The following is a 21,317-nucleotide window of genomic DNA, read 5'->3' on the forward strand; positions in this document are numbered from 1 at the left end:
GGGCGGGCCGGGCAACCAATAGGGTCGGTAGGCGTGCACGCAGAAGGAACCTTCACCGTCGAGCCCGTCTACCCCGAGCAGCTCGCCCCGCTCGCCGACCTCGCGCTCAACCTGCGCTGGGTGTGGCACGGACCCACCCAGGACCTGTTCTCCGCCCTCGCCCCCGAGGTGTGGGCGGGCACCCACGACCCCCTCGCAGCACTCCGCGGCGCCGAGCAGACGCGGGTCGTCGAGCTCGAGGCGGACGCGGAGTTCGTCGCTCGCGTGCGGGCGCTCCACGCCGACCTGAACGACTACCTGACCCGGCCGGCCTGGGCCGACGAGCTCAAGGACGGCGCGAAGGGGATCGCGTATTTCTCGATGGAGTTCGGCGTCAGCCAGACCCTGCCCAACTACTCCGGTGGGCTGGGCGTCCTGGCGGGCGATCACCTCAAGGCCGCCTCGGACCTCGGCCTTCCGCTGATCGCGCTGGGCCTGATGTACCGGCACGGTTACTTCCAGCAGTCGCTCTCGGCGGACGGCTGGCAGCTCGAGCAGTACCCCGAGCTGGACCCGGAGCAGCTGCCACTGCGCCCAGTGACCCTCTCGAGCGGGCAGCAGCTGGTGGTCTCGGTACCGCTCGAGGGCCGCGTGCTCAGTGCGGCGGTGTGGCGGGCCGAGGTCGGCCGGATCCCGTTGCTCCTGCTGGACACCGACATCGAGAACAACGACCCGGACCTGCGCGGGATCACGGACCGGCTGTACGGGGGCGACGCGGAACACCGCCTGCGCCAGGAGATCCTGCTCGGCATCGGTGGGGTCCGCGCGGCCCGTGCGTTCTGCGACCTCACCGGGCACCCCGGCGTCGAGGTGTTCCACGCCAACGAGGGGCACGCCGGATTCCTTGGCCTGGAGCGGATCCGCGAGCTCATGGCGACCGAGGGCCTGTCCTACCCGGAGGCCAGGACGCTCGCGCGCACCGCCACCGTCTTCACCACCCACACCCCGGTGCCCGCCGGCATCGACCGGTTCCCGGTCGACCTCGTCCGGCGGTACTTCGGCGACGGCGGGCAGATGTGCACGATGCTGCCCACCGTGCCGCTCGACGAGGTCATCGCGCTCGGTGCGGAGGCGGATCCCGGCGTGTTCAACATGGCGCACATGGGATTCCGTCTCGCCCAGCGCGCCAACGGGGTGTCGAAGCTGCACGGCGCCGTGAGTCGGGACATGTTCGCCGACCTGTGGCCGGGCTTCGAGCCCTCCGAGATCCCGATCGGCTCGGTGACCAACGGCGTCCATCGCGGTACCTGGGCGGACCGTCTGGTCACCGAGCGCGCGTCCGACCCGCTCTCGATGCCCGACGAGGCCCTGTGGCGCCTGCGGACCACCCTGCGGCACCGCCTCGTCGGCGAGGTGCGTTCCCGCACCCGCGCGGCCTGGATCGAGCGGGGCGCCGTCGACGCCGAACTCGGTTGGACGGACCGGATGTTCGACCCCGAGGTGCTCACCATCGGCTTCGCGCGGCGCGTGTCGACGTACAAGCGGCTCACGCTCATGCTGCGCGATCCCGACCGACTGCGCGCCCTCCTGCTGGACCCCGACCGGCCCGTCCAGGTGGTGATCGCCGGCAAGAGCCACCCCCACGACGACGAGGGCAAGCGACTCCTGCAGCAGCTCCTGCACTTCACCGATGACCGCACGCTACGGCACCGGATCGCCTTCCTGCCCAACTACTCCATCGGCATGGCCGGGTACCTCTACCACGGCTGCGACGTGTGGCTCAACAACCCGCTGCGCCCCCTGGAGGCCTGCGGTACCTCCGGCATGAAGAGCGCGATGAACGGTGGGCTGAACCTGTCGGTACTGGACGGGTGGTGGGACGAGCTGTACGACGGCAACAACGGCTGGGCCATCCCGTCGGCCGTCGGCGTCGACTCGGGACGGCGCGACGACATCGAGGCCGACGCCCTCTACGACCTGCTCGAACACGATGTGGTGCCGTCCTTCTACGACCGGCGCGACGCCGATGACGCCCCACCGCGGTGGCTGGCCAAGGTGCGGCACACGCTGTCGGCGACGGCACCCGAGGTGTCCGCCGAGCGCATGGTCCGCGAGTACGCAGCGGACTACTACCGGCCCGCGGCGCGGTCCGCCCGGGCGACGCGGCCGGTGATAGGTGAGCTGGTCGAGTACATCGCGAAGGTCCGGGCCGGCTGGGACGCGGTGCGCGTCGGCCCGTCGACGGTGGCCGTGGTCCCCGAGGGGGTGGACCTCGCCGCCGAGATCGATCTGGGATCCCTCGAGGACGGGGACGTCCGCGTCGAGGCGGTGATCGGCGGCGTCAGCGAGGGCGGGGACATCGTGGGCGGCAAGGCCGTCCGGCTCCACTTCGACGGTGAGCGGTACCGCGCCGTGCTGCCGGCTCAGGTGGGCAGGTTCGGGTACGCGGTCCGCGTCCTGCCGCAGCACCGCCTCCTCGGCGGGCCCGCCGAGCTCGGTCTGGTCCGGTACGCGCGATGACGGTGCTCGCGGTGGACCTCGGCGGCACGAAGGTGGCGGCGGCGCTCGTCGAGCCCGACGGCACCGTCGTCGAGGCGTCCCGGCACCGCGCGCCGACCGGCGCGCAGGCGTCCACGGCGAACCTGGAGGCGGCGATTACGGGTGTCGTCCGCGACGCGCTCGCCGCCGCGGAGGGGCCGGTCACCGGCGTGGGGCTCGCCGCGGCGGGGCCGGTCGACGAGGCCGCGGGAACCACCTCGCCGATCAACCTCGAGGCGCTGCACGGCTTCCCGCTCCGCGACCTGGTCGCCGACGCGGCCGGGGGCCTGCCCGTGGAGTTCCGCCGCGACGGCGTCGCGATCGTGCTGGGCGAGCACTGGCTGGGAGCGGCCCGCGGTTACGACGACGTGCTCGGGATGGTCGTGTCCACCGGCGTCGGGGGCGGCTTCGTCGTGGGCGGCAGGGCCCTCGGAGGCAACGCCGGACACATCGGCCAGATCGAGGTGTCCGGATACACCGGCAGCGCCTCGCTGGGACGGACGACGATGCTCGAATCCGTCGCCTCCGGCCCGCACACCGTGGACTGGGCGCGCACGCAGGGATTCCCGGGCTCGACGGGCGAGGAACTCGGCGCCGCGTACCGGTCCGGCGACGCGGTCGCGGTCACCGCGGTCCGACGGTGCGCCGCCGCCGTCGGGCAGGGGATCGGCAGCGCCGTCGCCCTGGTGCCGGTGTCGATCGTCGTCCTCGGTGGCGGATTCACCCGCGTCGCCGACGATTTCGTGCCACTCGTGCAGGCCGCCGTCGCCGCGCACCCGCTGCCCTACGTGGCCGCCGCCCGGGTGGTGCCGGCCGGCCTCGGCGGCGACGCCCCCCTCGTGGGCGCCGCCGCGCTGATGTACCGCCGGGACTTGTTGCCGTGACGGGAGGGTTGCTCTCGCCGCGGGACGCCCGCACGCACTGGGCCTCCCGCGCGATGCCGAGCGATCAGTTCCTGCTCTACTGCTTCGACCACGGGGCCGCCCGTGGGCCGTCCGCTGCCGAGGTGGCGGATCTGGTCATGGACCGCGCCCCGTCGATCACGGACCTGCGCCTGCGGATCGCCCCGGCGCCCGGCGATCTCGAGCACCCGGCCTGGGCGCCGAACACCGTGGTCGACGTGCGCGAGGGCATCGCCCGGACCTGGGCCGAGGTGCCCGCCGCGATCGCGCGGCTGTTCGCGCGTCAGGTGGACGCGACGGTGTCGCCCTGGCGCGTGCACGTCTTCCCGCACGTCGCCGGCGCTCCGCGGTGCACGGGGACGGCCACCGTCGTGGTGTTGCAGGTGGCGCACGCCCTCGCGGACGGGCGCCGCGCGTCCGCGATCGCGCGATCCCTGTTCGACGGGGCCCCGGCCGCCGCGGTCCCGGTGTTCCGCCCATTGCCGCCCGCGGTGCGGGCCGCGCGCGGCGTCGTCGGGCTGCCCGTCGCCCTGGCGCGGACGGTGGCGCTCGGCCTGCGGAGCGCGCCCGCCCGCCAGGAGATCGACCGGCGCACCCGCGCCGGGGAGCTGCCCGAGCCCGTCCCGGGCTCCGCGCCCACCGCGCTCAACGCCGCGCCCGATGCCTCGCGGGACGTGCGGATGTTCGTGCGCGACAAGGCCTCACTCCGGTCCGAGCACACCGTCACGGTGAACGCGCTGGCCGCTGTTTCGCTCGCGGTGGAACGGTATCTGCGGGGCCGCGGGGGCGCGGTGCCCGATGCGCTCGCCGCCGAGGTCATGGTCGCCCGGGAGCGCCGGCACGGGGAGCGCAACGCCTTCGGGAACGTCTCGGTGCCCCTGTATCCGGACGTGCCACTGGGCGAACGTCCCGCGCTCATCGCCGGCGCGCTCGACCGCGCGCGGGCCCGGGCGGGAAGTCCCCTGTGGCGCGCCGTCGGCGCGGCGGACGAGGCGGCACCGTCGGTCCTGGCGAGCCTGGGCGTGCGGGCCTTCGATCCCGCCGTGCGGCCCACGACGATGGCGGGCGCGACGGTGCTCTCCAGCGTGCACCGCGGTCCCGCGGACCTGGAGCTGCTGGGCGGGAGATCGGTGTTCACCGCCGGCTTTCCGGCGCTGTCGCCCGCGATGGGACTCACGCACGGTGTGCACGGGCTGGGGGATGCGGTGACCGTGTCGGTCACCAGTAGTCGGACGGCGGTACCGGACGCGGACCACTACTCGGAGCTGCTCGGGGCGGCGCTCGACGAGGTCGCTCAGCTCCGCGGCTGAGGCGCCGGCCCGGTCGTGTCGCCGACGACGAGATCCACTTCCATCGCGAGCGTGGGCAGCGGCGCACCCTCGTGCGCCGCGAGTACCGCCTGTGCCGCGAGCCGGCCCATCTCGACGATCGGTTGCCGGATGGTGGTGAGGGTGCGGGCGAAACCGTCCACCCGCACACCGTCGAAGCCGACGACCGACAGATCCTCCGGGACACGCAGTCCCCGGGATTCCGCGGCGCCGACGACGCCGACGGCGAGGAGATCGGATTGCGCGATGATCGCGGTGAGTCCGCGGTCGAGCAGCTCGGCTCCGGCGCGGAAGCCCTCGTCGATCGTGCTGTCGGTGGTCACCACGACGGGCGCGTCGGGGAACGCCGCCCGGGCGGCCTCGGTGCGTGCGCGCTCCACGTCGCCGTGACGCAGCCGCACGATGCCCACCGAGCGATGGCCGAGTGCGCGCAGGTGGTCGGTGAGCCGGGCGGTGGCGGAGCGGTTCTCGACCCCGACGCTCCCGATCGCGTCCACCTGGTTGCCGGCGGTGACGACGGGGACCGACCGCCTGGCCATCGCCGCGCGGAGCTGGGGGAGCGTGGGGGAGCATCCCGCGGCGACGATCCCGTCGACCGGGAGGGTGCGCAGGCGCTCCTCGGGCACCGAATCGGGAATGAGGAGGACCGAGGTGGGGCTCGCCGCGAGCGCGGCGGACACGCCGTCGAGGATCCCGATGATGACGGGATCGCGGAAGGCGCGCCGGGCTTCGTCGTCGACCTGGACGCCGATGATGTCGGTGCGACCGCTGCGCAGGGAGCGGGCCCGCGGGTCGGGGCCCTCGTAGCCCAGGGCCGCCGCAGCGGCGAGGACGCGGCCGCGCGTGGCGTCGCTGATCGGCTTGTCGACGCCGAAGGCGTGCGAGGCCGTCGACAGCGAGACGCCCGCCGCCTCGGCGACGTGCACCAGCGTTATCCGGTTTGACCCGCGTGTCATGAGGACCTAGCCTAGCAACCAGTAATCGAAACGTTTCGAAGGGTTGATCGGTGAGCGTGGACGTCCAGGAGCAGAAGACGGCGGCGGTAGGGGGCTCGGTTCTGGCCTGGCGCAATGCCGTTGCGGTGATCTTCGCGCTCAGCGGGCTCACCTTCGCGAGTTACCTGGGCCGGCTGCCGCAGGTCCGCGACGACCTCGGCGCCACGACGCTGCAGGTGAGCCTCCTCACCTTCGGGCTCGCCGTCGGATCCGTGGTGGGGCTGGTCGGGTCGGGCGCGCTGGCCGCGCGGTACGGGGCGCGCCGGGTGATCGCGGTGACGCTCCCGGCGCTCGGCGTGGCGATGATCGCGGCCGCGGCGGGCGCGCAGTCCGGGAACTACGCCCTCACGCTGCTGCCGCTCGTGGTCGTGGGGCTCGCGCACGGCATCACCGATGTGTGCATGAACCTCTCCGGCGCGGAGAACGAGCGGGCGCTGGGGCGCACCGTCATGCCGGCCTTCCACGCGTCCTTCTCGTTGGGCACCGTCGCGGGCGCGCTCACGGCCGCCGCGGCCCAGGCGGCGCACGTGCCGCTGCTGCCGCACCTGATCGTGGTGAACGGCGTACTGCTCGTCGTCGGGTGGTTCGCGCTGCGGCACGTCCCCTTCCAGGCGCACGACGCCGACGACCACGCGCCCGTGTCGCGTCGCGAGCGGCTCGCCGTGTGGCGCGAACCCCGCACCCTACTCATCGGCCTCATGGTGCTCGGCATGGCGCTGACCGAGGGAAGCGCGAACGATTGGCTGGCACTGGCCATGGTCGACGACCACGGCACGTCGAAGACCGTCGGCACGCTGACCTTCGCGGTCTTCGTGACCTTCATGACGATCGGCCGGTTCGCGGGTACGAAGGTGCTGGACGCCTACGGCCGGGTGCGGACGCTGCGGGCGTGCGGCGCGCTCGCCTTCATCGGGCTGTCCCTGGTGATCTTCGGCCCGACCTGGGCGGCCTACGTCGGCGTCGCCCTCTGGGGCCTCGGCGCCTCGCTCGGCTTCCCCGTGGGCATGTCCGCCGCGGCCGACGAGCCCCGCCTGGCGGCGGCGCGCGTGTCCGTGGTCTCGACCGTGGGCTACCTGTCCTTCCTGGCCGGCCCGCCGATCATCGGCGCCCTGGGACAGTACGTGACGCTGCTCTACGCGCTGATCCTCGTGCTCGTCGCGGTCGCCGTGGCGGTGTTCGTCGCACCCGCGGCGCGGGAGCCGGCCGGCGCAGCGCGGTAGTTCCGCGGCGCGCCCCGTGGCGGGCCAGGCCCGGTGCGGCCCGGCCCGCCAGGATGGGCGACGGTGGCGGTCACCTCACACGGCGAGGAATCCGCCGTCGACGGCCAGCGCCGTCCCCGTGACGAAAGACGCCTTGTCGGACAGCAACCACTCGACGGCAGCGGCGATCTCGGAGGGCTCGGCGAACCGACCGATGATGTGGTGCTCGCGAATCTTGTCGAAGAACGCGGAGAACTGCGGATCGTCGGTCAACCGCTTGACCATCGTCGTGTTCGTGATGCCGGGCATCACCGCGTTGATCCGGATCCCGCGGGTGCCGTAGTCCGTGGCGGCCGCCAGCGTCAGGCCGATCACGCCGTGTTTGGCCGCGATGTACTCGCCGGCGTTCGGGATCGCGACCTTGCCCAGCGATGACGCGGTGTTCACGATCGACCCGCCTCCGGTCTCGAGCATCGCCGCGATCTCGTACTTGAGGCAATGGAACACGCCCGTGAGATCGACACCGATCGCCCGATCCCACTGCGCCGGAGCGAGTTCGTGCAGCGGGAGATTGACCTGCTCCACGCCCGCGTTGTTGAACGCCCCATCCAGCCGCCCGAACCGAGCCACCACGGCCGAGACCATCTGCTCCACGGACGACGCATCCGCGACATCGGCGTGGAAGTACTCGGCCTCGCCCCCGTCGGCCCGGATCGCCTCGGCGACGCGTTCGCCATCGGGGCTGACATCGACGACCGCGACGCGGGCTCCGGCCTGCGCCAGGTGCATCGCGGTCGCCTCGCCGATACCGCTGGCGGCTCCACTGACGAGGATGGTTCTGCTCTGGAGAGTCATCGGGGATTTCCTTCTCTGCGAGGCGGCTACTGCTGATCTGTTGGCATGACGGCACCGTTGGGTCCGGTGAACACCTCGCGGCCGGGTTCCCTCCGCATGCCGCAGGCTGGGCAAAGTGTATACAGTGCTGCGATCGCGGTCAAGAGTGCACAGTGCCTTGCTTTCAACGGATTTCGGGTACGGGGCTTGACGTCCGCGATGAAGTGTATACAGTCGAGGTGGGCCCGGGGTGTGAGGTGGACCACACGATCCGCCGCGACGGGCCGTGCACATCGCCGCCTGCCGCAGGCATGGGAAGCGGGCGTCGCCGCGGCGAGCGGACGGGACCGATCGATCCGGCGATGCTCGATCACCGAGCGTCGCCGAGACCGCGATTCATCGACTCTGACAGGAGAATTGACACATGACTAGCACCGAGGGCCGGCTCGCCGGCAAGCGCGTACTGCTCACCGGCACCGGTGGCGGCCAGGGGAGGGCGGCACAGGCGATGTTCGCCCGCGAGGGTGCACGCGTCGTCGGCTGCGACATTCAGCCGGGCCGGGCCGAATCCTCCGCAGCCGAACTCGCCGACGCCGGCTACGACGTATGGGGGACCACCGCAGACCTCTCCGACCCGGACGTGGCGTCGACGTGGGTCGCCGACGCCGTCGACCGTCTCGGCGGTATCGATGTCCTCTACAACAACGCCGCCGGATTCGGGTTCGCTCCCTTCGCCGACTTCACGTACGACCTGTGGACATCGACGATGCGCAGCGAGCTCGACCTGGTGTTCACGGTGACCCATGCCGCGTGGCCGCATCTCACGGCCGGCGGCGGATCGGTGATCAACGTCGGATCCATCTCGGGCATCCGCGGTGTGGCCCCGCTCGGCCAGGCGGCGCATGCGGCCGCGAAGGGCGCCATCATCGCGCTGACCAAGACGCTCGCCGCGGAGGGCGCCGAGGCCGGCGTCCGCGTCAACGCCATCTCCCCCGGCTTCGTCACCTCGCCCGCCACGGACGCCGCGGTACCCGACGAGGGGCGCGAGTACATGGTCGGGCTGCACCTGATCAGGCGCCCCGGCACCGGCGACGACATCGCGGCGCTGGCCGTGTATCTCGCATCGGACGAGTCCAGCTGGGTCACGGGGCAGAACATCTCGGTGGACGGCGGATGGAGCGCCGGGTTCCGGTGATGTGAATGCGCTGTCGACGGCGCTGCGCGGACGAGGCCGACCCATGAGTGATTTCTGTCACATGCGGACGGATCGAGGTCACTGAGTCGCACTGCGCCGCCGATTACCGTCGCCGCAGCCAGTGCGAATTGCGTTGGCAGACAATCTATTAGGAGGCGTAATGGTTCACTCTCCGCGCGACGACAGCAATGCCCTGCAACGGCTGGTGGACAAGGACGCCATCGGCGATCTGCTGGTGCACTTCTCGTACGTCGTGGACGAGAAGGACTGGCAGGCATGGGCGGACTGCTTCGACGACGATCCGCACGTCGAGTTCCCGTTCGCGAGCTTCGACGGCCGTGACGGACTCGGGGAGTGGGCCGAGCGCGCCCTGGCGCCCTACCCCGTCACCCATCACCTGAACGGAAACCTGGAGATCGTCCTCGACGGGGACACCGCCGAGGCGCGCGTCAAACTGCTGGCCGCGCATCTGCCCTCGTCCGGCGATCCCGGCACGCACTTCGACGTCGCGGGTACCTATCACTGGAGCCTGTCGCGCACGCCGAACGGATGGCGGATCAGCCGGCTGCGCCTGGAGGTGGCCTACACCAACGGCACCGACCCGAGCGGCCTCGCCCCTACTGCGTGACCCCGCCGCTGCCCGCGCACCGGCCCGGGCGGTCGCGGTCTCAGCGCAGAAGCTGCCAGGCGAAGGCGGCGGCGAGCGCGCCGGCGCCGTTGAGGCACCAGTGCAGGGCGATGGGGGCGATGAGGGAGCCGCTGCGGGAGCGGAGCCAGGTGAACACCCAGCCGGCGAAGGCGGTGGCGAGCACGGCACCGCCGATGCCGAGGAACTGCGCCAGCGGGCCGGCGCCGAGGATCTTCGTCAGGCCCGCGTTGCCACTGGTCAGTCCCAGCGACGAGGCGATGTGCCAGAAGCCGAAGAGCAGCGAACCCGTGACCACGACCCAGCGGAAGTGCATCGCGCGGGACAGCGTGCCGTGCAGGGCGCCGCGGAAGGCCAGCTCCTCGGGGATCACGGTCTGCAGCGGAATGATCACCATCGAGGCGATGATCGCCGTCGAGAAGGTGGCGTAGCGGTCGTTGAGGAACAGCCCGCGCGTCACGGGGAGCAGGGCGCCGATCACGATCACCGCCGCCACCACGAACACCGCGGCGGCGGCGTACTTGGCGCCCGACCGCCAGTGCTCGCGCCCCAGCCCCAACTCGTGCCAGTCCAGCCCGCGGCGCCGGGCGATGCCGATGAGCAGCACCGCGGACACGGGAACGGCCAGCAGCGCGGCCCAGCTCCCGGTGAAGTGCGCGATGAGATTGGTGGCGACGAGCACCACGACGACCACGCCCACGTCGGCGATCGCGCGCGCCCCGGACACCGCGGAACGGAGGGCGGAATGATCGGCGGCGGTGGTCTGTGCAGTGCTCACCCCCTCCATGGTCCAGACCACCGGCGGTTCGCGCAACGGGTGTGAGCATCGCTAAGGTGACCACCCGTGACCAAGGACCGCATCGCGCAGGCCGACGGCGGTCTCGCCGGCGGGCTCCGCCGGGCGGCGCTACCGCTCTTCCTCGCGGCGGTGGGGGCCCGGATCGTGTGGATCCTCGCGGGCCGGCACAACTTCAACTTCGTGGACCTGCGGGTCTACTACGAGGCGGCGCGCCGCGTCACCGAGGGCGGGCTCTACGACTTCGCCCTCCGCGATTACACGCCCGACCAGCCGCTTCCGTTCACCTACCCGCCGTTCGCGGGCCTGTTCTTCTTCCCGCTGCGCTTCCTGCCCTTCCCGGTGGTCGCGGTCGGCTGGGTGGCACTCACCGCCGGGCTGCTCTTCCTGGTCATCCGCATGTGCCTGGCCATCCTCGCCGCGGGGCGCGGCGCACCGCCGCGCCTGGGCGACGTTCCGCGCGAGCTGCCCCTGCTCTGGACGGCCGGCGCGCTGTGGATCGACCCCGTCCGCACCAACCTGGACTACGGCCAGATCAACGTGGTCCTCATGACCTTCGGCGTGTGGGCCGCCTACCTCGTGGCCCGGACCGCCCCCGGTCCGGCGCTCGCGCTCAGGCCGGGCCGGGTCGACGGTGCCTCGGGCCTCCTGATCGGGCTCGCGGCCGGCGTCAAGCTCACCCCCGCCGTGGGCGGACTGTTCCTGCTCGCCCGCGGCCGCGTCTGGGCCGCGGTCTGCTCCGCGGTGACCTTCGGCGCGACCGTCGGGGTCAGCTACCTGCTGCTGCCCGCCGAGACGCGCCGCTACTTCACGGTGCTGCTCGGCGACACCGGGCCGATCGGCGATCCCGCCAAGCCCGACAACCAGGCGGTGCGCGGCGCGGTGTCCCGGTTCGTGGGCCACGACGTGGGGACGGGCGTCGCTTGGCTCGTCGCGGTGGCCGTCGCGGCCGTGCTGCTGTTCGCAGCGTGGTGGGTCGTCCGTCGCGGCGACGCCCTGATCACGCTCGTCCTGGTCCAGCTGCTGGGGCTGCTGGGGTCGCCGATCTCGTGGATCCACCACTTCGTCTGGGTCGTGCCGCTGCTCATCTGGGTGGTGCACGGTCCGCTCGGCCGCGCCGGCGGTGCGGGCTACACCGCCCCCGGTGCCGCGTACACCCGCTGGTCGACGGCGCTCGCAGTCGCCGTCGCCGCGATGTACTACCTCGGGGTGCACTACACCGACGACCTGCTCAAGCTCGGGGGGCTGCACGACGGGATCGTGCGCGCCGTCCTCCTCGCCGAAGGGGTGCTCGCCGCCCTCGGCCTGGTCGCGCTGATCCTCGCGCAGCGCGGACGCCTACGGGCCGTACTCTGAGCGGATGACCAACCTCGGCCGTCTCGGCCTTGCGATCCTGACTGCGACGACCCTGGCGACCAGTGCCTGCGCGACGTCGACGGCACCGTCGGGCCCGAGCGACGCACCGTCGGCCACCGGAACCGTCACCCTGGTGACGCACTCGAGCTTCCACCTGCCCGAGAACGTGCTCGCCGACTTCACCAAGCAGACCGGGCTGAAGATCAAGACCGTCGAGCTCGGCGACGGCGGCGAGCTGGCCACCAAGCTGTCGCTGACCCCGGGGAACCCGCCCGGCGATGTCGCCTTCGGCGTGGACAACACCTACGCCGCGCGACCCGTGCGCGCGGGGGTGTTCGACGAGTACGTCTCGCCCGCCGCGGCGAACGGCGCGCAGGAGTACGCGCTCGCCGGCATGCCGCAGCTGACGGCCGTCGACTTCGGCGACGTGTGCGTGAACCTCGATACCCGGTACTTCAAGGACAAGAACCTGCCCGAGCCGGCGACCTACCAGGACCTGGCGAGACCCGAGTACCGCGGGCTCACCGTGGTCGAGAACCCGGAGCTCGCGTCGCCGGGCATGGCCTTCCTGGCGGGCACCGTCGCGACCCTCGGCGAGGGCTGGCAGGACTACTGGCGTTCGCTGCGGGCCAACGATGTCGCCGTCGCGCCGAACTGGAGTACCGCCTACTCCACCGACTTCTCCGGATCGTCGGGCAAGGGCCCCAAGCCGATCGTCGTCTCGTACGCCAGCTCGCCCGCGGCCGAGGTCGGCAAGGACGGCTCCGCCCCGCCGACCAAGGCGCTGCTCGACACCTGCTTCCGGCAGGTCGAGTACGCGGGCGTGCTCCGCGGGACCAAGAATCCCGACGGTGCCCGCAAGCTGATCGACTTCCTGCTCTCGCCCGCGGCGCAGGCCACCATCCCGGACGAGATGTACGTCTACCCCGTGACCCGCGGCGTCGCGCTGCCGGAGGCCTGGGCCAAGTACGCGCCCGTCCCGCCGAAGGCCGCGACCCTGTCCGCCGAGCGGCTCGCCGACGAGCGCGACGGCTGGGTGCGGCAGTGGCGCCAGCTGATGGGGCGGTGATTCCTCCGTCGTTGCGGGGCGCCGTGACCTCGTCATCGCGCGGGCGGCTCGCGCTGCTGGCCGCCCCCCTGCTGTTCGTGGCGGTCCTGTTCGTCTGGCCCGTCGCCGCGATCATCGGCCGCGGTCTGTCGTCCGACGGGGTGTCCTTCCGGGAGGGATTCACCGGCGCGGGTGGGCTGGGCCTGGTCTGGTTCACCGTGTGGCAGGCCGCGGCGTCGACACTGCTCACCGTGATCCTCGGGCTGCCGCTGGCGTGGCTCACCGCGCGCGTGAGGTTCCGCGGGCAGTGGCTGGTCCGGGTACTGGTGACGGTGCCCTTCGTGCTCCCGACCGTCGTCGTCGGCGTCGCCTTCCGCACCATGTTCGCGCCCGGCGGCGGGCTCGGCTTCCTCGGCCTGTCGGAGACGGTGTGGGCGGTGCTGCTCGCGCACGCCTACTTCAACGTCTCCGTCGTCGCGCGGATCGTCGGCGGCGTGTGGTCGTCCGTCGACCCGCGCGCCGAACAGGCCGCGCGCACCCTCGGCGCGAGCCCGGCGCGCGCATTCCTCACGGCCACGGCGCCCGCGCTGCTCCCGGCGATCGCCTCGGCGGCGTCGGTGGTGTTCCTGTTCTGTGCGACCAGCTTCGGCATCGTCCTCGTGGTGGGCGGCAGCCGCCTGCGGACCCTTGAGACGGCGATGTACCAGGAGGTGGTCGGGGCCTTCGACCTGCGCACCGCCGCCCTGCTCGCGCTGGTCCAGATCGTGGTCGTGGTGCTCGCGGTGGCCGTGAGCGGGGCGCTGCGCGTGCGGGTCTCGCGACCCTCCTCGGCGGCGCGCCCGCAGCCCGCCCGGCCGCGCGGCGCGGCCCGGATCGGCGTGCTCCTCGGCGTACCGGTGGCCGTGGTGGCACTGCTCTTCCCCCTGGTCGCGCTCCTGCTCCGGTCGCTGCGCCCCGACCCGTCGGGCATCCTGAGCCTGGACGCCTACCGCCGGCTGACCGAGGACATCGGCGGGGTCGTGCCGATGAAGGCGATGGTCATGTCGCTGGTGACCGCGGCGCAGGCGGGCGCGATCGCACTCGTCGTGGGAACGCTGGCCGCGCTGGCCATCTCGCGTTCGCGCGGTGTGCTGAGCCGGCTGGCCGACGCGGTGGTGATGCTCCCGCTCGGTGTGAGTGCCGTGACCCTCGGCTTCGGCTACCTGCTGGCCCTGCAATCCCTTCCCGCGGTGCGCGAGTCGCCCGTGGTGCTGCCCTTCGTGCAGGCGCTCGTCGCGCTGCCGCTCGTGGTGCGCGTGCTGGTGCCCGCGCTCGCCGCGGTGGACCCGCGGCAGCGGCAGGCCGCGGCGGTGCTCGGCGCCTCCCCGCTGCGCGTGTTCACCTCCGTCGACCTCCCCGTCGTCGGGCGGTCCGTGGCCGTTGCCGCGGGTTTCGCGTACGTGGTTACGCTGGGGGAGTTCGGGGCGGCAGGCTTCCTGGTCCGGCCCGAGCAGATGACGCTGCCCGTGCTGATCGGCCGCATCTCCGGTCGCCCGGGGTGGGACAACGCCGCGCTGGCAGCGTCCTGCTCCGTGCTGCTCATCGCGGCGACGGTGCTGGTGATCGGGTTCGTCGAGGTACTCCGCCGGGACGACACCGCGAGAGCCGAGTTCTGACCGGGCGCCGGGGGCGCGCCGGGGATCCGTGAGAGGGGACGTCACGTGCTGACCATCGACCGCGTCAGCGTGCGGTACGGCGCCGTGACGGCGGTGCGCGAGGTATCGCTCACCGTCGGGCACGTCGGCGCGGGGACCCGGACGCCGGACCTCGGCGCGACGGTGCCCGACACCGCCTCGTCGGTGACCGCGCTGCTCGGTCCGTCGGGCTGCGGTAAGTCGACGCTGCTGCGCGCCGTCGCCGGCCTGGAGCCGCTGGCCTCCGGCCGCATCCTGCTGGACGGAGCGGACCTGGCCCGGGTGCCCACGCACAAGCGCGGCTTCGGCATGGTCTTCCAGGACGGCCAGTTGTTCGGGCACCGGGACGTGGCGGGCAACATCCGCTACGGACTGCAGCGCCGCCACGTCCCGCGCGCCGAGGCCGATGCCCGGGTCGAGGAGCTGCTGGAGCTCGTCGGCCTGCCGGGCCTGGGGTCGCGCCCCGTCGGCGAGCTGTCCGGCGGTCAGCAGCAGCGTGTCGCGCTGGCCCGCGCGCTGGCCCCGCGCCCGCGCCTGCTGCTGCTGGACGAGCCGCTCTCGGCGTTGGACCGCCGGCTGCGCGATCGCCTCGTCGGCGACCTGCGCCGGATCCTCCGCGAGACCGCCACACCCGCACTGATCGTGACCCACGACCACGACGAGGCGGTGGAGCTCGCCGATACCGTCGCAGTGCTGGACGCCGGCGCCATCGCCCAGATCGACCGGCCCGCCCGGCTGTGGCGCCGCCCGCGCACCCCGGAGGTCGCGCGGTTCCTCGGCTACACGGTGCTGCTCGACGCACAGGTGGAGCGCCAGCAGGCGACGTGCGCGCTGGGGCAGGTCATCGTCGATTGCCCGGACGGACGGTTCCAGCTGGGGCTGCGCCCCGGCTCCGTCGTGCTCCAGGCGCACGGGGTCCCGGCCCGGGTGGTGGGGGCCGTCCCCACCGCAGACGGGGTGCGGATCACCGTCGGCGTCGACACCGACGACGGCGAGCTGCTGGTCGAGGCGCTCGGCGACACCGCGCCCGCCGAGGGGGAGATCGTGCGCGTCGCGCTCAACCCGCGGCGCGTCGCCGTGATCGGATGAGGTGGTGACGACCTCCGCGCCGACCGACGTGTTCAGTCCGCGGCAGGCGCGCGCCCTCACGGCGATCGCCGACACGCTCGTCCCGGGGTGGGACGGTGTGCCGGGCGCGCGTGACATCGACATCGTCGCGTCGGTCTCCCGCGCCGCCGCGCACAAGATGCTGCCGCGTGAGCTGCGCGAGCTCAAGATCTTCCTCGACCTGTGGGACACGCGCGGGATGGGCCTGGTCAGCGGGTTGGGGCCGCGCCGGTTCTCCGCGCAGTCGCGGGCCCGGCGCGAGGAGGCGCTGTTCGGCTGGGGTGAGTCGCGTTCGCCCGCTCTCCGGTCGGTCTTCCAGGGGCTGCGGTCGCTGCTCATCGGCTCGTACTACATCGCCCCAGGGGCTGCCGCCGCCCGCGCCGCGATCGGTTATCCCGAGGCGCCGGGCCCGCTCGTCGATGCGCCGGAGCGTTCCCTGCGGCCGCTGGCGCTGCCCGCCGCCGGTGCCGACCTCACCGCCGATGTCGTCGTCGTCGGCTCCGGCGCCGGCGGCGGGACGGCCGCCGCGGTGCTCGCGGCCGCGGGCCTGGACGTGCTGGTCCTGGAGAAGGGCGGCTACCACGACGACCGCGACTTCGGCGCCGGCGAACTCGACGCGTTGACCACCTTGTACGCGGGTGCTCCCGCGCTCTCGGCGGAGGGGCAGTTCTCGTCGCTCATGGCCGGTGGGACCCTCGGCGGCGGGACCGTCGTGAACTGGTCGACCTCCTTCGCGACGCCCGAGCACGTGCGCGCCGAATGGGCCGCGCACGGCGCCCGGCAGTTCGCCGGCGACGAGTTCAGCCGCGCGCTCGACGCGGTGCAGCGCCGCCTGGGCGTGAACACCGACCACGGCCGTGCCTCCTCGCGCGACGCGATCCTCGAGCGGGGCCTGACCGCCCTCGGTTGGCACTGCGAGGCGATGCCGCGCAACGTGCTCGGCTGCGATCAGGGTGTCGAGTGCGGGCGCTGCGGCTACGGCTGCCGGATCGGCGCCAAGCAGTCCACCGTCAAGACCTGGCTGCGCGACGCCGCCGCCGACGGCGCCCGGATCGCCGTGGGCGTCGAGGTGCGGCGGGTGATCGTGGAACGGGGACGCGCGACCGGCGTCGAGGCGATCGGGCCCGACGGTGCCCCGGTCACCGTCGCCGCACGGGCCGTCGTGGTCGCGGCCGGCTCGCTCCAGACCCCGCCGCTGCTGCGGCGCTCCGGCCTGCGCAACGAGCGGATCGGCGAGAACCTGCGGCTGCACCCCGTGACCGCTGTCGCCGGGGTCTTCGACGAGGACGTCCGCCCCTGGGAGGGCGGACTGCAGACCCGCTACTCGACGGAGCACGCCGACCTCGACGGCGCCGGCTACGGCGTCATCTACGAGACCGGGCCGGCGAGCCCCGGCGCGATCACCCTGTTCCAGCCCTGGCAGTCCGCGGCGCGGCACGCGGCGGACATGCGCGCGCTGCGGCACACCGTCCAGGTGGGCGTCATCGTCCGCGACGCCGGTAGCGGGCGGGTCACCGTCGGACGCGACGGTGAGCCCGTCGTGCGCTACCGCCTCGGCGATCACGACGCCGCGCACATGCAGCGCGGAGTGGTGGGTGCGGCGGAGATCCTCGCCGCCGCCGGCGCCCGGTCGGTGCGCAGCTCGCACCAGAACCGGGTCGACGCACACCTGCCCGGGTCGCTCGAGGGCTTCGCGGCCGCGGCGCGGCGGGAGGGCTACGGCCCGGCCCGGTGCATGATGATCGCGCTCCACATCATGGGCACGGCCGCGATGGGCGGCGGTCGCGACACGTCGGCGACCGACCCCGACGGCGCGACCTGGGAGGTGCCCAACCTGATCGTCGCGGATGCGTCGTGCTTCCCGACGCCCAGCGGCGTGAACCCGATGATCTCCATCGAAGCCATCGCCCACATGAACGCCTCCCGCCTCGCCGCGCGCCTGACCTGACGGTCCGCCGGTTCGACGGTGCGCGGCGGCCTCACGGCCGGGGCGTCGTGCTGCCCGGGAGGTACCAATCGGGCAGGGGGCCGGGGCGCAGGGTCGTCGCGTCGTCGGGCCGGGTGAGCGTGAAGACGGCGCGCTGGATGCGGGGGATCCGGTCCATATCGTCCGCGATGGTGGCGAGCCGCGCCGCGACCTGCGACTCCGGGAGGTCGCCCTCGAGGTCGACGGCGGCGACGAGGAACAGCCGATCGGCGCCCACCCATTCCATGTGCAGGAAGCTCACCTGCTTGATGTCCGGGTGCGCGAGCAGCGCCGCGAGCATGCGGTTGCGGGCCAGGGGCGTCGCCTCCTCGCCCGTGAGGAAGTCCATGTTGCGCAGGATCAGGAAGACGGCGACGAAGCCGAGCAGGACCCCGACGGCGATCGACCCGATCGCGTCCCACATCGGGTTCCCGGTGATCTGGTGCAGGGCCAATGCGGTCGCGGCGATGACGATGCCGATCAACGCGCTCAGATCCTCCGCGAACACCGAGCGCAGCACCGGGTTGGAGGTGATCCGCACGTAGCGCAGCGGATGCATCATGCGCTCCTTCGCGCCGGCCCTGGTCTGTCGCAGCGCCTGGAGGAAGGACGTGCCCTCCAGCACGAACGCGATGGCGAGCACCGCGTAGGCCCAGCCGTAGTCCGAGGTCTCCTCGGGCGCGGCCAGCGCCGAGATGCCGTGCCACACCGACACCGCCGCGCCGACGCTGAACAGGCCGAACGCCGCGAACATCGACCAGACGTAGCCGGACCGGCCGTACCCGAACGGGTGGGACGGGTCCGCGGGCTTCGCGGCGCGGCGCGCGCCGATGAGCAGGAAGATCTCGTTGCCCGTGTCGGCCCACGAGTGCGCCGCCTCGGCGACCATCGCCGCCGAACCGGTGACCACCGCCGCGACGGACTTCGCCACCGCGATCAGCACGTTGGCACCGAACGCGATGAGCACCGTCAGGAGGCTCTCGTCCTGGGACCCGTCCTGCGCGTCGTCACCCATGCTGCAGATCGTAGGCCCGCGGACGACCCGCGCCGGGCATGATGGTGCTCATGGGTGCATTCGATCCGTACGTCGCGGCCGACAGTCGCTACGAGCGCGTTCCGTACCGTCGCGTGGGGGAGTCGGGGCTCAGACTCCCGGCCGTCTCGCTCGGCCTGTGGCACAACTTCGGGGACGACAAGCCGCTGCAGACCCAGCGCGACATCCTGCGGCGGGCGTTCGATCTGGGCGTGAACCACTTCGACCTGGCGAACAACTACGGGCCGCCGCCCGGCAGTGCCGAGCGCAACTTCGGCACCCTGCTCGCCGAGGACTTCCGGCCCTACCGGGACGAGCTGATCATCTCGTCGAAGGCGGGGTGGGACATGTGGCCGGGGCCGTACGGATTCGGCGGGTCGCGCAAGTACCTGTTGGCCTCGCTGGACCAGTCGCTGCGGCGCATGGGCCTGGACTACGTGGACGTCTTCTACAGCCACCGGCCGGATCCCGAGACGCCGCTCGAGGAGACCATGGGCGCACTGCACCACGCCGTGACCTCGGGACGGGCTCTGTACGTGGGTATTTCGTCGTACAGCGCGTCGCTCACGGCCCGCGCGCAGGAGATCATGCGCGACCTCGGCACCCCGCTGCTCATCCATCAGCCCTCGTACTCGATGCTCAACCGCTGGGTCGAGCGCGGCGAGGAAGCCGCGGAGGCCACCGGAGCATCGCTGCTCGAGACCGCCGCCGCCGAGGGGATGGGCGTGATCGCCTTCTCCCCGCTCGCGCAGGGCCTGCTCACGAACCGCTACCTCGGTGGCGTGCCGGAGGATTCGCGCGGGGCCGCCGGCAAGAGCCTGTCCGGCGGGATGCTCTCCGAGGAGAACCTGGCGCGGGTGCGCGGACTCGCCGACATCGCCGCGGCGCGCGGACAGACGCTCGCGCAGATGGCCATCGCCTGGGTGCTTCGCGCGCCGGCGGTGACCTCCGCGCTCATCGGTGCGTCCAGCGTGGCGCAGCTCGAGGACAGTGTCGGTGCGGTGGCGAACCTCGACTTCTCCTCCGCCGAGCTCGCCGCGATCGACGAGTTCGCCGTGGACGGTGGCGTGAACATCTGGTGGGGAGCCACCGAATCGACGTCGTGACCACCGCCAGGACCGGCGCCGCCGGGCGGGTGTACGCGGGCGCCGACGCCCGTACCCGGCACGCCGAGCGGCTCGCCCGGCTCGAGGACGCCGGGCTGGAGCTGTTCGCCACCGTCGGGTACCAGCAGACGACGGTCGCGGACGTCTGTGAGCGCGCGAAGGTCTCGCGGCGCCACTTCTACGAGCAGTTCGCCGACCGCGAGGCGCTCCTGCGGCACCTCTACACCGGCGTCCACGACCGTGGGCGCGCCGCCGTCGCCGCGGCCCTGGCCGACGGTGCCCCCGCCGCGGGCACCGGCGACGGGGCTGTCGCGTCGCTGGTCGCGACGGGCCTGACCGCGTACATCGACGCGGTGCTCGCCGACCCGCGGGGACTGCGGGTGGCCTTCGTCGAGGTCGTGGGCGTGAGCTCCGAGCTGGAGGCCTTCCGGCTGGCCAACCGCGACCTGTGGGCGCAGACCATCCGGTCGGCGGCGGAGGCCGCCGGGGCGCCGCCCGTGGCGCCGTGGGTGCACGCGGCCTTCATCCCCTCGGTCAACGAGTTCCTGATGGCCTGGTGGCTGCACGCGGACGAGCGCGCCGACCCCGCGGAGCTGGTGCGCGTCCTGACCTCCGTGCTGGTGAACCTTCTGGTGACGGCACCGTCGGACAGGAACTGACCGCATTCCGCACTAGCCTGGCGGGGTGCCCACCACCGCCGTTCCGGTCCTGCCCTGCGTCGACCCCGAGGCCACTCGCGAGTTCTACACCGCCCTCGGATTCGAGTGCACCGGCTACCAGGTCCGCCCGTACCTCTACCTCGCGTTCACGCGCGACGGTGCGGACGTCCACTTCGCGCGGTTCGCCCGCGACGCCGACGACACCGGGATCTGCCTGCTGCTGGTCGACGACGTGGCCGCCGAGCACGCCGCGTTCAAGGCCGCGATCAAGGGACTCCTCGGAAAGGTGCCCGCCTCGGGGGAGCCGCGGCTGACCCGGTTCCGCCCCGGCGCCTCCCGGTTCACCCTCGTCGACCCGTCGGGCAACCAGCTGCTGATCATCCGCAAGGACGAGGAGGAGTTCGAGTACGGCGGCTCTCAGGAGCTGTCCGGCCTCGCCAAGGCGCTCGATAACGCCCGCATCCTCAGCGGCTTCAAGGGCGACGACGCCGCGGCCTATCGGGCGTTGACCTCGGCGCTGCGGCGCCCGAAGGAGGGCGACACGGATGCCGACCGCGCCTTCGCCCTGGCCTTCCTGCTCGAGCTCGCGCCGGCGGCGGGCCGCGACGCGGACGTGCCGGGCCTGGTGGGGGAGCTGCGAGCACTGCCGGTGACCCCCGAGGAGCTCGACCGCGCCGTCGCGACCGCCGCCGATCCGGGTGCGCTGCGACAGCTGCTGGATCAGGCGGACTAGGCCGCCCGTGTGCGATTCGGGTTGTCGCGCACGGTTTTCAGGGACTTCTTGAGGTCCTTCTTGGAGGCGCCGTCCGCGGCCAGGCGGTTGAGCTTGTGGATCACCACGGGGCACTTCATGCACCGCGTCGTCTTGCGGCAGCACTTCTTCTTGGGCTTGCTGCCCACGAGTTCGTGCGCCTTGGTCTTACTCACGTGAATAGGTTAGCGCAACCTAACGAGAAC

Annotated in this window: 19 protein-coding genes; 14 read left to right on the top strand and 5 right to left on the bottom strand. The window is 72.6% G+C overall.

The window, feature by feature from the left end; genetic code table 11:
• The first annotated feature begins 33 nt into the window (after positions 1-33).
• The 3 genes from glgP to HF999_RS09145 are packed head-to-tail and all read left to right on the top strand — an operon-like array spanning position 34 to position 4,729.
• Complete coding sequence (gene glgP / locus HF999_RS09135) at positions 34-2,499, top strand: alpha-glucan family phosphorylase (RefSeq protein ID WP_168545570.1); 2,466 nt, start codon at positions 34-36, stop codon at positions 2,497-2,499.
• A complete protein-coding gene (locus HF999_RS09140) occupies positions 2,496-3,401 on the top strand; it encodes an ROK family protein (protein ID WP_168545571.1) in 906 nt (301 codons plus the stop codon). The genes glgP and HF999_RS09140 overlap by 4 nt, the downstream gene beginning before the upstream one ends.
• Complete coding sequence (locus HF999_RS09145) at positions 3,398-4,729, top strand: wax ester/triacylglycerol synthase domain-containing protein (protein WP_168545572.1); 1,332 nt, start codon at positions 3,398-3,400, stop codon at positions 4,727-4,729. The genes HF999_RS09140 and HF999_RS09145 overlap by 4 nt, the downstream gene beginning before the upstream one ends.
• Here the strand turns inward: HF999_RS09145 and HF999_RS09150 are convergent.
• A complete protein-coding gene (locus HF999_RS09150; RefSeq protein WP_168545573.1) occupies positions 4,714-5,703 on the bottom strand; it encodes a LacI family DNA-binding transcriptional regulator in 990 nt (329 codons plus the stop codon). The two genes, HF999_RS09145 and HF999_RS09150, sit on opposite strands and share 16 nt — an antisense overlap.
• Positions 5,704-5,753: 50 nt before the next feature.
• On the opposite strand from HF999_RS09150, the gene HF999_RS09155 reads away from it, so the two are divergent.
• Positions 5,754-6,962 (top strand): MFS transporter, encoded by a 1,209-nt coding sequence (locus tag HF999_RS09155; RefSeq protein ID WP_168545574.1) that lies wholly within the window; start codon positions 5,754-5,756, stop codon positions 6,960-6,962.
• A 75-nt stretch (positions 6,963-7,037) separates the two neighbouring features.
• On the opposite strand, the gene HF999_RS09160 is transcribed toward HF999_RS09155, so the two are convergent.
• Positions 7,038-7,796, bottom strand: a complete 759-nt coding sequence (locus HF999_RS09160; RefSeq protein WP_168545575.1) for an SDR family NAD(P)-dependent oxidoreductase — start codon at positions 7,794-7,796, stop codon at positions 7,038-7,040.
• A gap of 403 nt (positions 7,797-8,199) precedes the next feature.
• Here HF999_RS09160 and HF999_RS09165 point away from each other — a divergent pair, with 403 nt between their 5' ends.
• Positions 8,200-8,970, top strand: coding sequence for an SDR family NAD(P)-dependent oxidoreductase (locus tag HF999_RS09165; RefSeq protein WP_168545576.1), 771 nt, complete (start codon positions 8,200-8,202; stop codon positions 8,968-8,970).
• A 160-nt stretch (positions 8,971-9,130) separates the two neighbouring features.
• Positions 9,131-9,598 carry a nuclear transport factor 2 family protein gene (locus HF999_RS09170; protein ID WP_168545577.1) on the top strand — a complete coding sequence of 156 codons (468 nt, stop codon included), beginning with the start codon at positions 9,131-9,133 and terminating at the stop codon, positions 9,596-9,598.
• 40 nt (positions 9,599-9,638) lie between these two features.
• Here HF999_RS09170 and HF999_RS09175 read toward each other — a convergent pair whose 3' ends face one another.
• Entirely contained in the window at positions 9,639-10,403 is a 765-nt protein-coding gene (locus HF999_RS09175; RefSeq protein ID WP_168545694.1) for a CPBP family intramembrane glutamic endopeptidase, read from the bottom strand.
• 57 nt (positions 10,404-10,460) lie between these two features.
• Between HF999_RS09175 and HF999_RS09180 the strand changes: the two genes are divergently transcribed.
• Genes HF999_RS09180 through HF999_RS09200 form a run of 5 tightly spaced genes read left to right on the top strand, consistent with a single transcriptional unit; the run spans position 10,461 to position 17,544 of the window.
• Positions 10,461-11,768 carry a glycosyltransferase 87 family protein gene (locus HF999_RS09180; protein ID WP_168545578.1) on the top strand — a complete coding sequence of 436 codons (1,308 nt, stop codon included), beginning with the start codon at positions 10,461-10,463 and terminating at the stop codon, positions 11,766-11,768.
• A 4-nt stretch (positions 11,769-11,772) separates the two neighbouring features.
• Positions 11,773-12,837 carry a thiamine ABC transporter substrate-binding protein gene (locus tag HF999_RS09185; protein WP_168545579.1) on the top strand — a complete coding sequence of 355 codons (1,065 nt, stop codon included), beginning with the start codon at positions 11,773-11,775 and terminating at the stop codon, positions 12,835-12,837.
• A gap of 23 nt (positions 12,838-12,860) precedes the next feature.
• Positions 12,861-14,471 (top strand): ABC transporter permease, encoded by a 1,611-nt coding sequence (locus HF999_RS09190; RefSeq protein ID WP_312854076.1) that lies wholly within the window; start codon positions 12,861-12,863, stop codon positions 14,469-14,471.
• Between the two features lie 45 nt (positions 14,472-14,516).
• Positions 14,517-15,578 carry an ABC transporter ATP-binding protein gene (locus HF999_RS09195; protein WP_168545581.1) on the top strand — a complete coding sequence of 354 codons (1,062 nt, stop codon included), beginning with the start codon at positions 14,517-14,519 and terminating at the stop codon, positions 15,576-15,578.
• Between the two features lie 4 nt (positions 15,579-15,582).
• Entirely contained in the window at positions 15,583-17,544 is a 1,962-nt protein-coding gene (locus tag HF999_RS09200; protein WP_312854077.1) for a GMC family oxidoreductase, read from the top strand.
• Positions 17,545-17,575: 31 nt separating this feature from the next.
• Here the strand turns inward: HF999_RS09200 and HF999_RS09205 are convergent, their stop codons facing one another.
• The gene (locus tag HF999_RS09205) at positions 17,576-18,577 is read right to left on the bottom strand and encodes a cation diffusion facilitator family transporter (RefSeq protein ID WP_168545582.1); all 1,002 of its coding nucleotides are present in this window, start codon (positions 18,575-18,577) and stop codon (positions 17,576-17,578) included.
• A gap of 50 nt (positions 18,578-18,627) precedes the next feature.
• On the opposite strand from HF999_RS09205, the gene mgrA reads away from it, so the two are divergent.
• The 3 genes from mgrA to HF999_RS09220 are packed head-to-tail and all read left to right on the top strand — an operon-like array spanning position 18,628 to position 21,093.
• Positions 18,628-19,701 (top strand): L-glyceraldehyde 3-phosphate reductase, encoded by a 1,074-nt coding sequence (gene mgrA, locus HF999_RS09210; RefSeq protein WP_168545583.1) that lies wholly within the window; start codon positions 18,628-18,630, stop codon positions 19,699-19,701.
• Complete coding sequence (locus HF999_RS09215) at positions 19,698-20,360, top strand: TetR/AcrR family transcriptional regulator (protein WP_168545584.1); 663 nt, start codon at positions 19,698-19,700, stop codon at positions 20,358-20,360. Before mgrA ends, HF999_RS09215 begins: the two co-directional genes overlap by 4 nt.
• A 25-nt stretch (positions 20,361-20,385) precedes the next feature.
• On the top strand, positions 20,386-21,093 hold the full coding sequence (locus tag HF999_RS09220) for a DUF8817 family protein (protein WP_168545585.1): 708 nt from the start codon (positions 20,386-20,388) through the stop codon (positions 21,091-21,093).
• Here HF999_RS09220 and HF999_RS09225 read toward each other — a convergent pair.
• Complete coding sequence (locus tag HF999_RS09225; RefSeq protein WP_168545586.1) at positions 21,090-21,287, bottom strand: hypothetical protein; 198 nt, start codon at positions 21,285-21,287, stop codon at positions 21,090-21,092. The two genes, HF999_RS09220 and HF999_RS09225, sit on opposite strands and share 4 nt — an antisense overlap.
• Positions 21,288-21,317 lie beyond the last annotated feature (30 nt).

Source organism: Tsukamurella spumae (genome assembly GCF_012396015.1).
In the GTDB taxonomy this organism is placed as follows: domain Bacteria; phylum Actinomycetota; class Actinomycetes; order Mycobacteriales; family Mycobacteriaceae; genus Tsukamurella; species Tsukamurella spumae.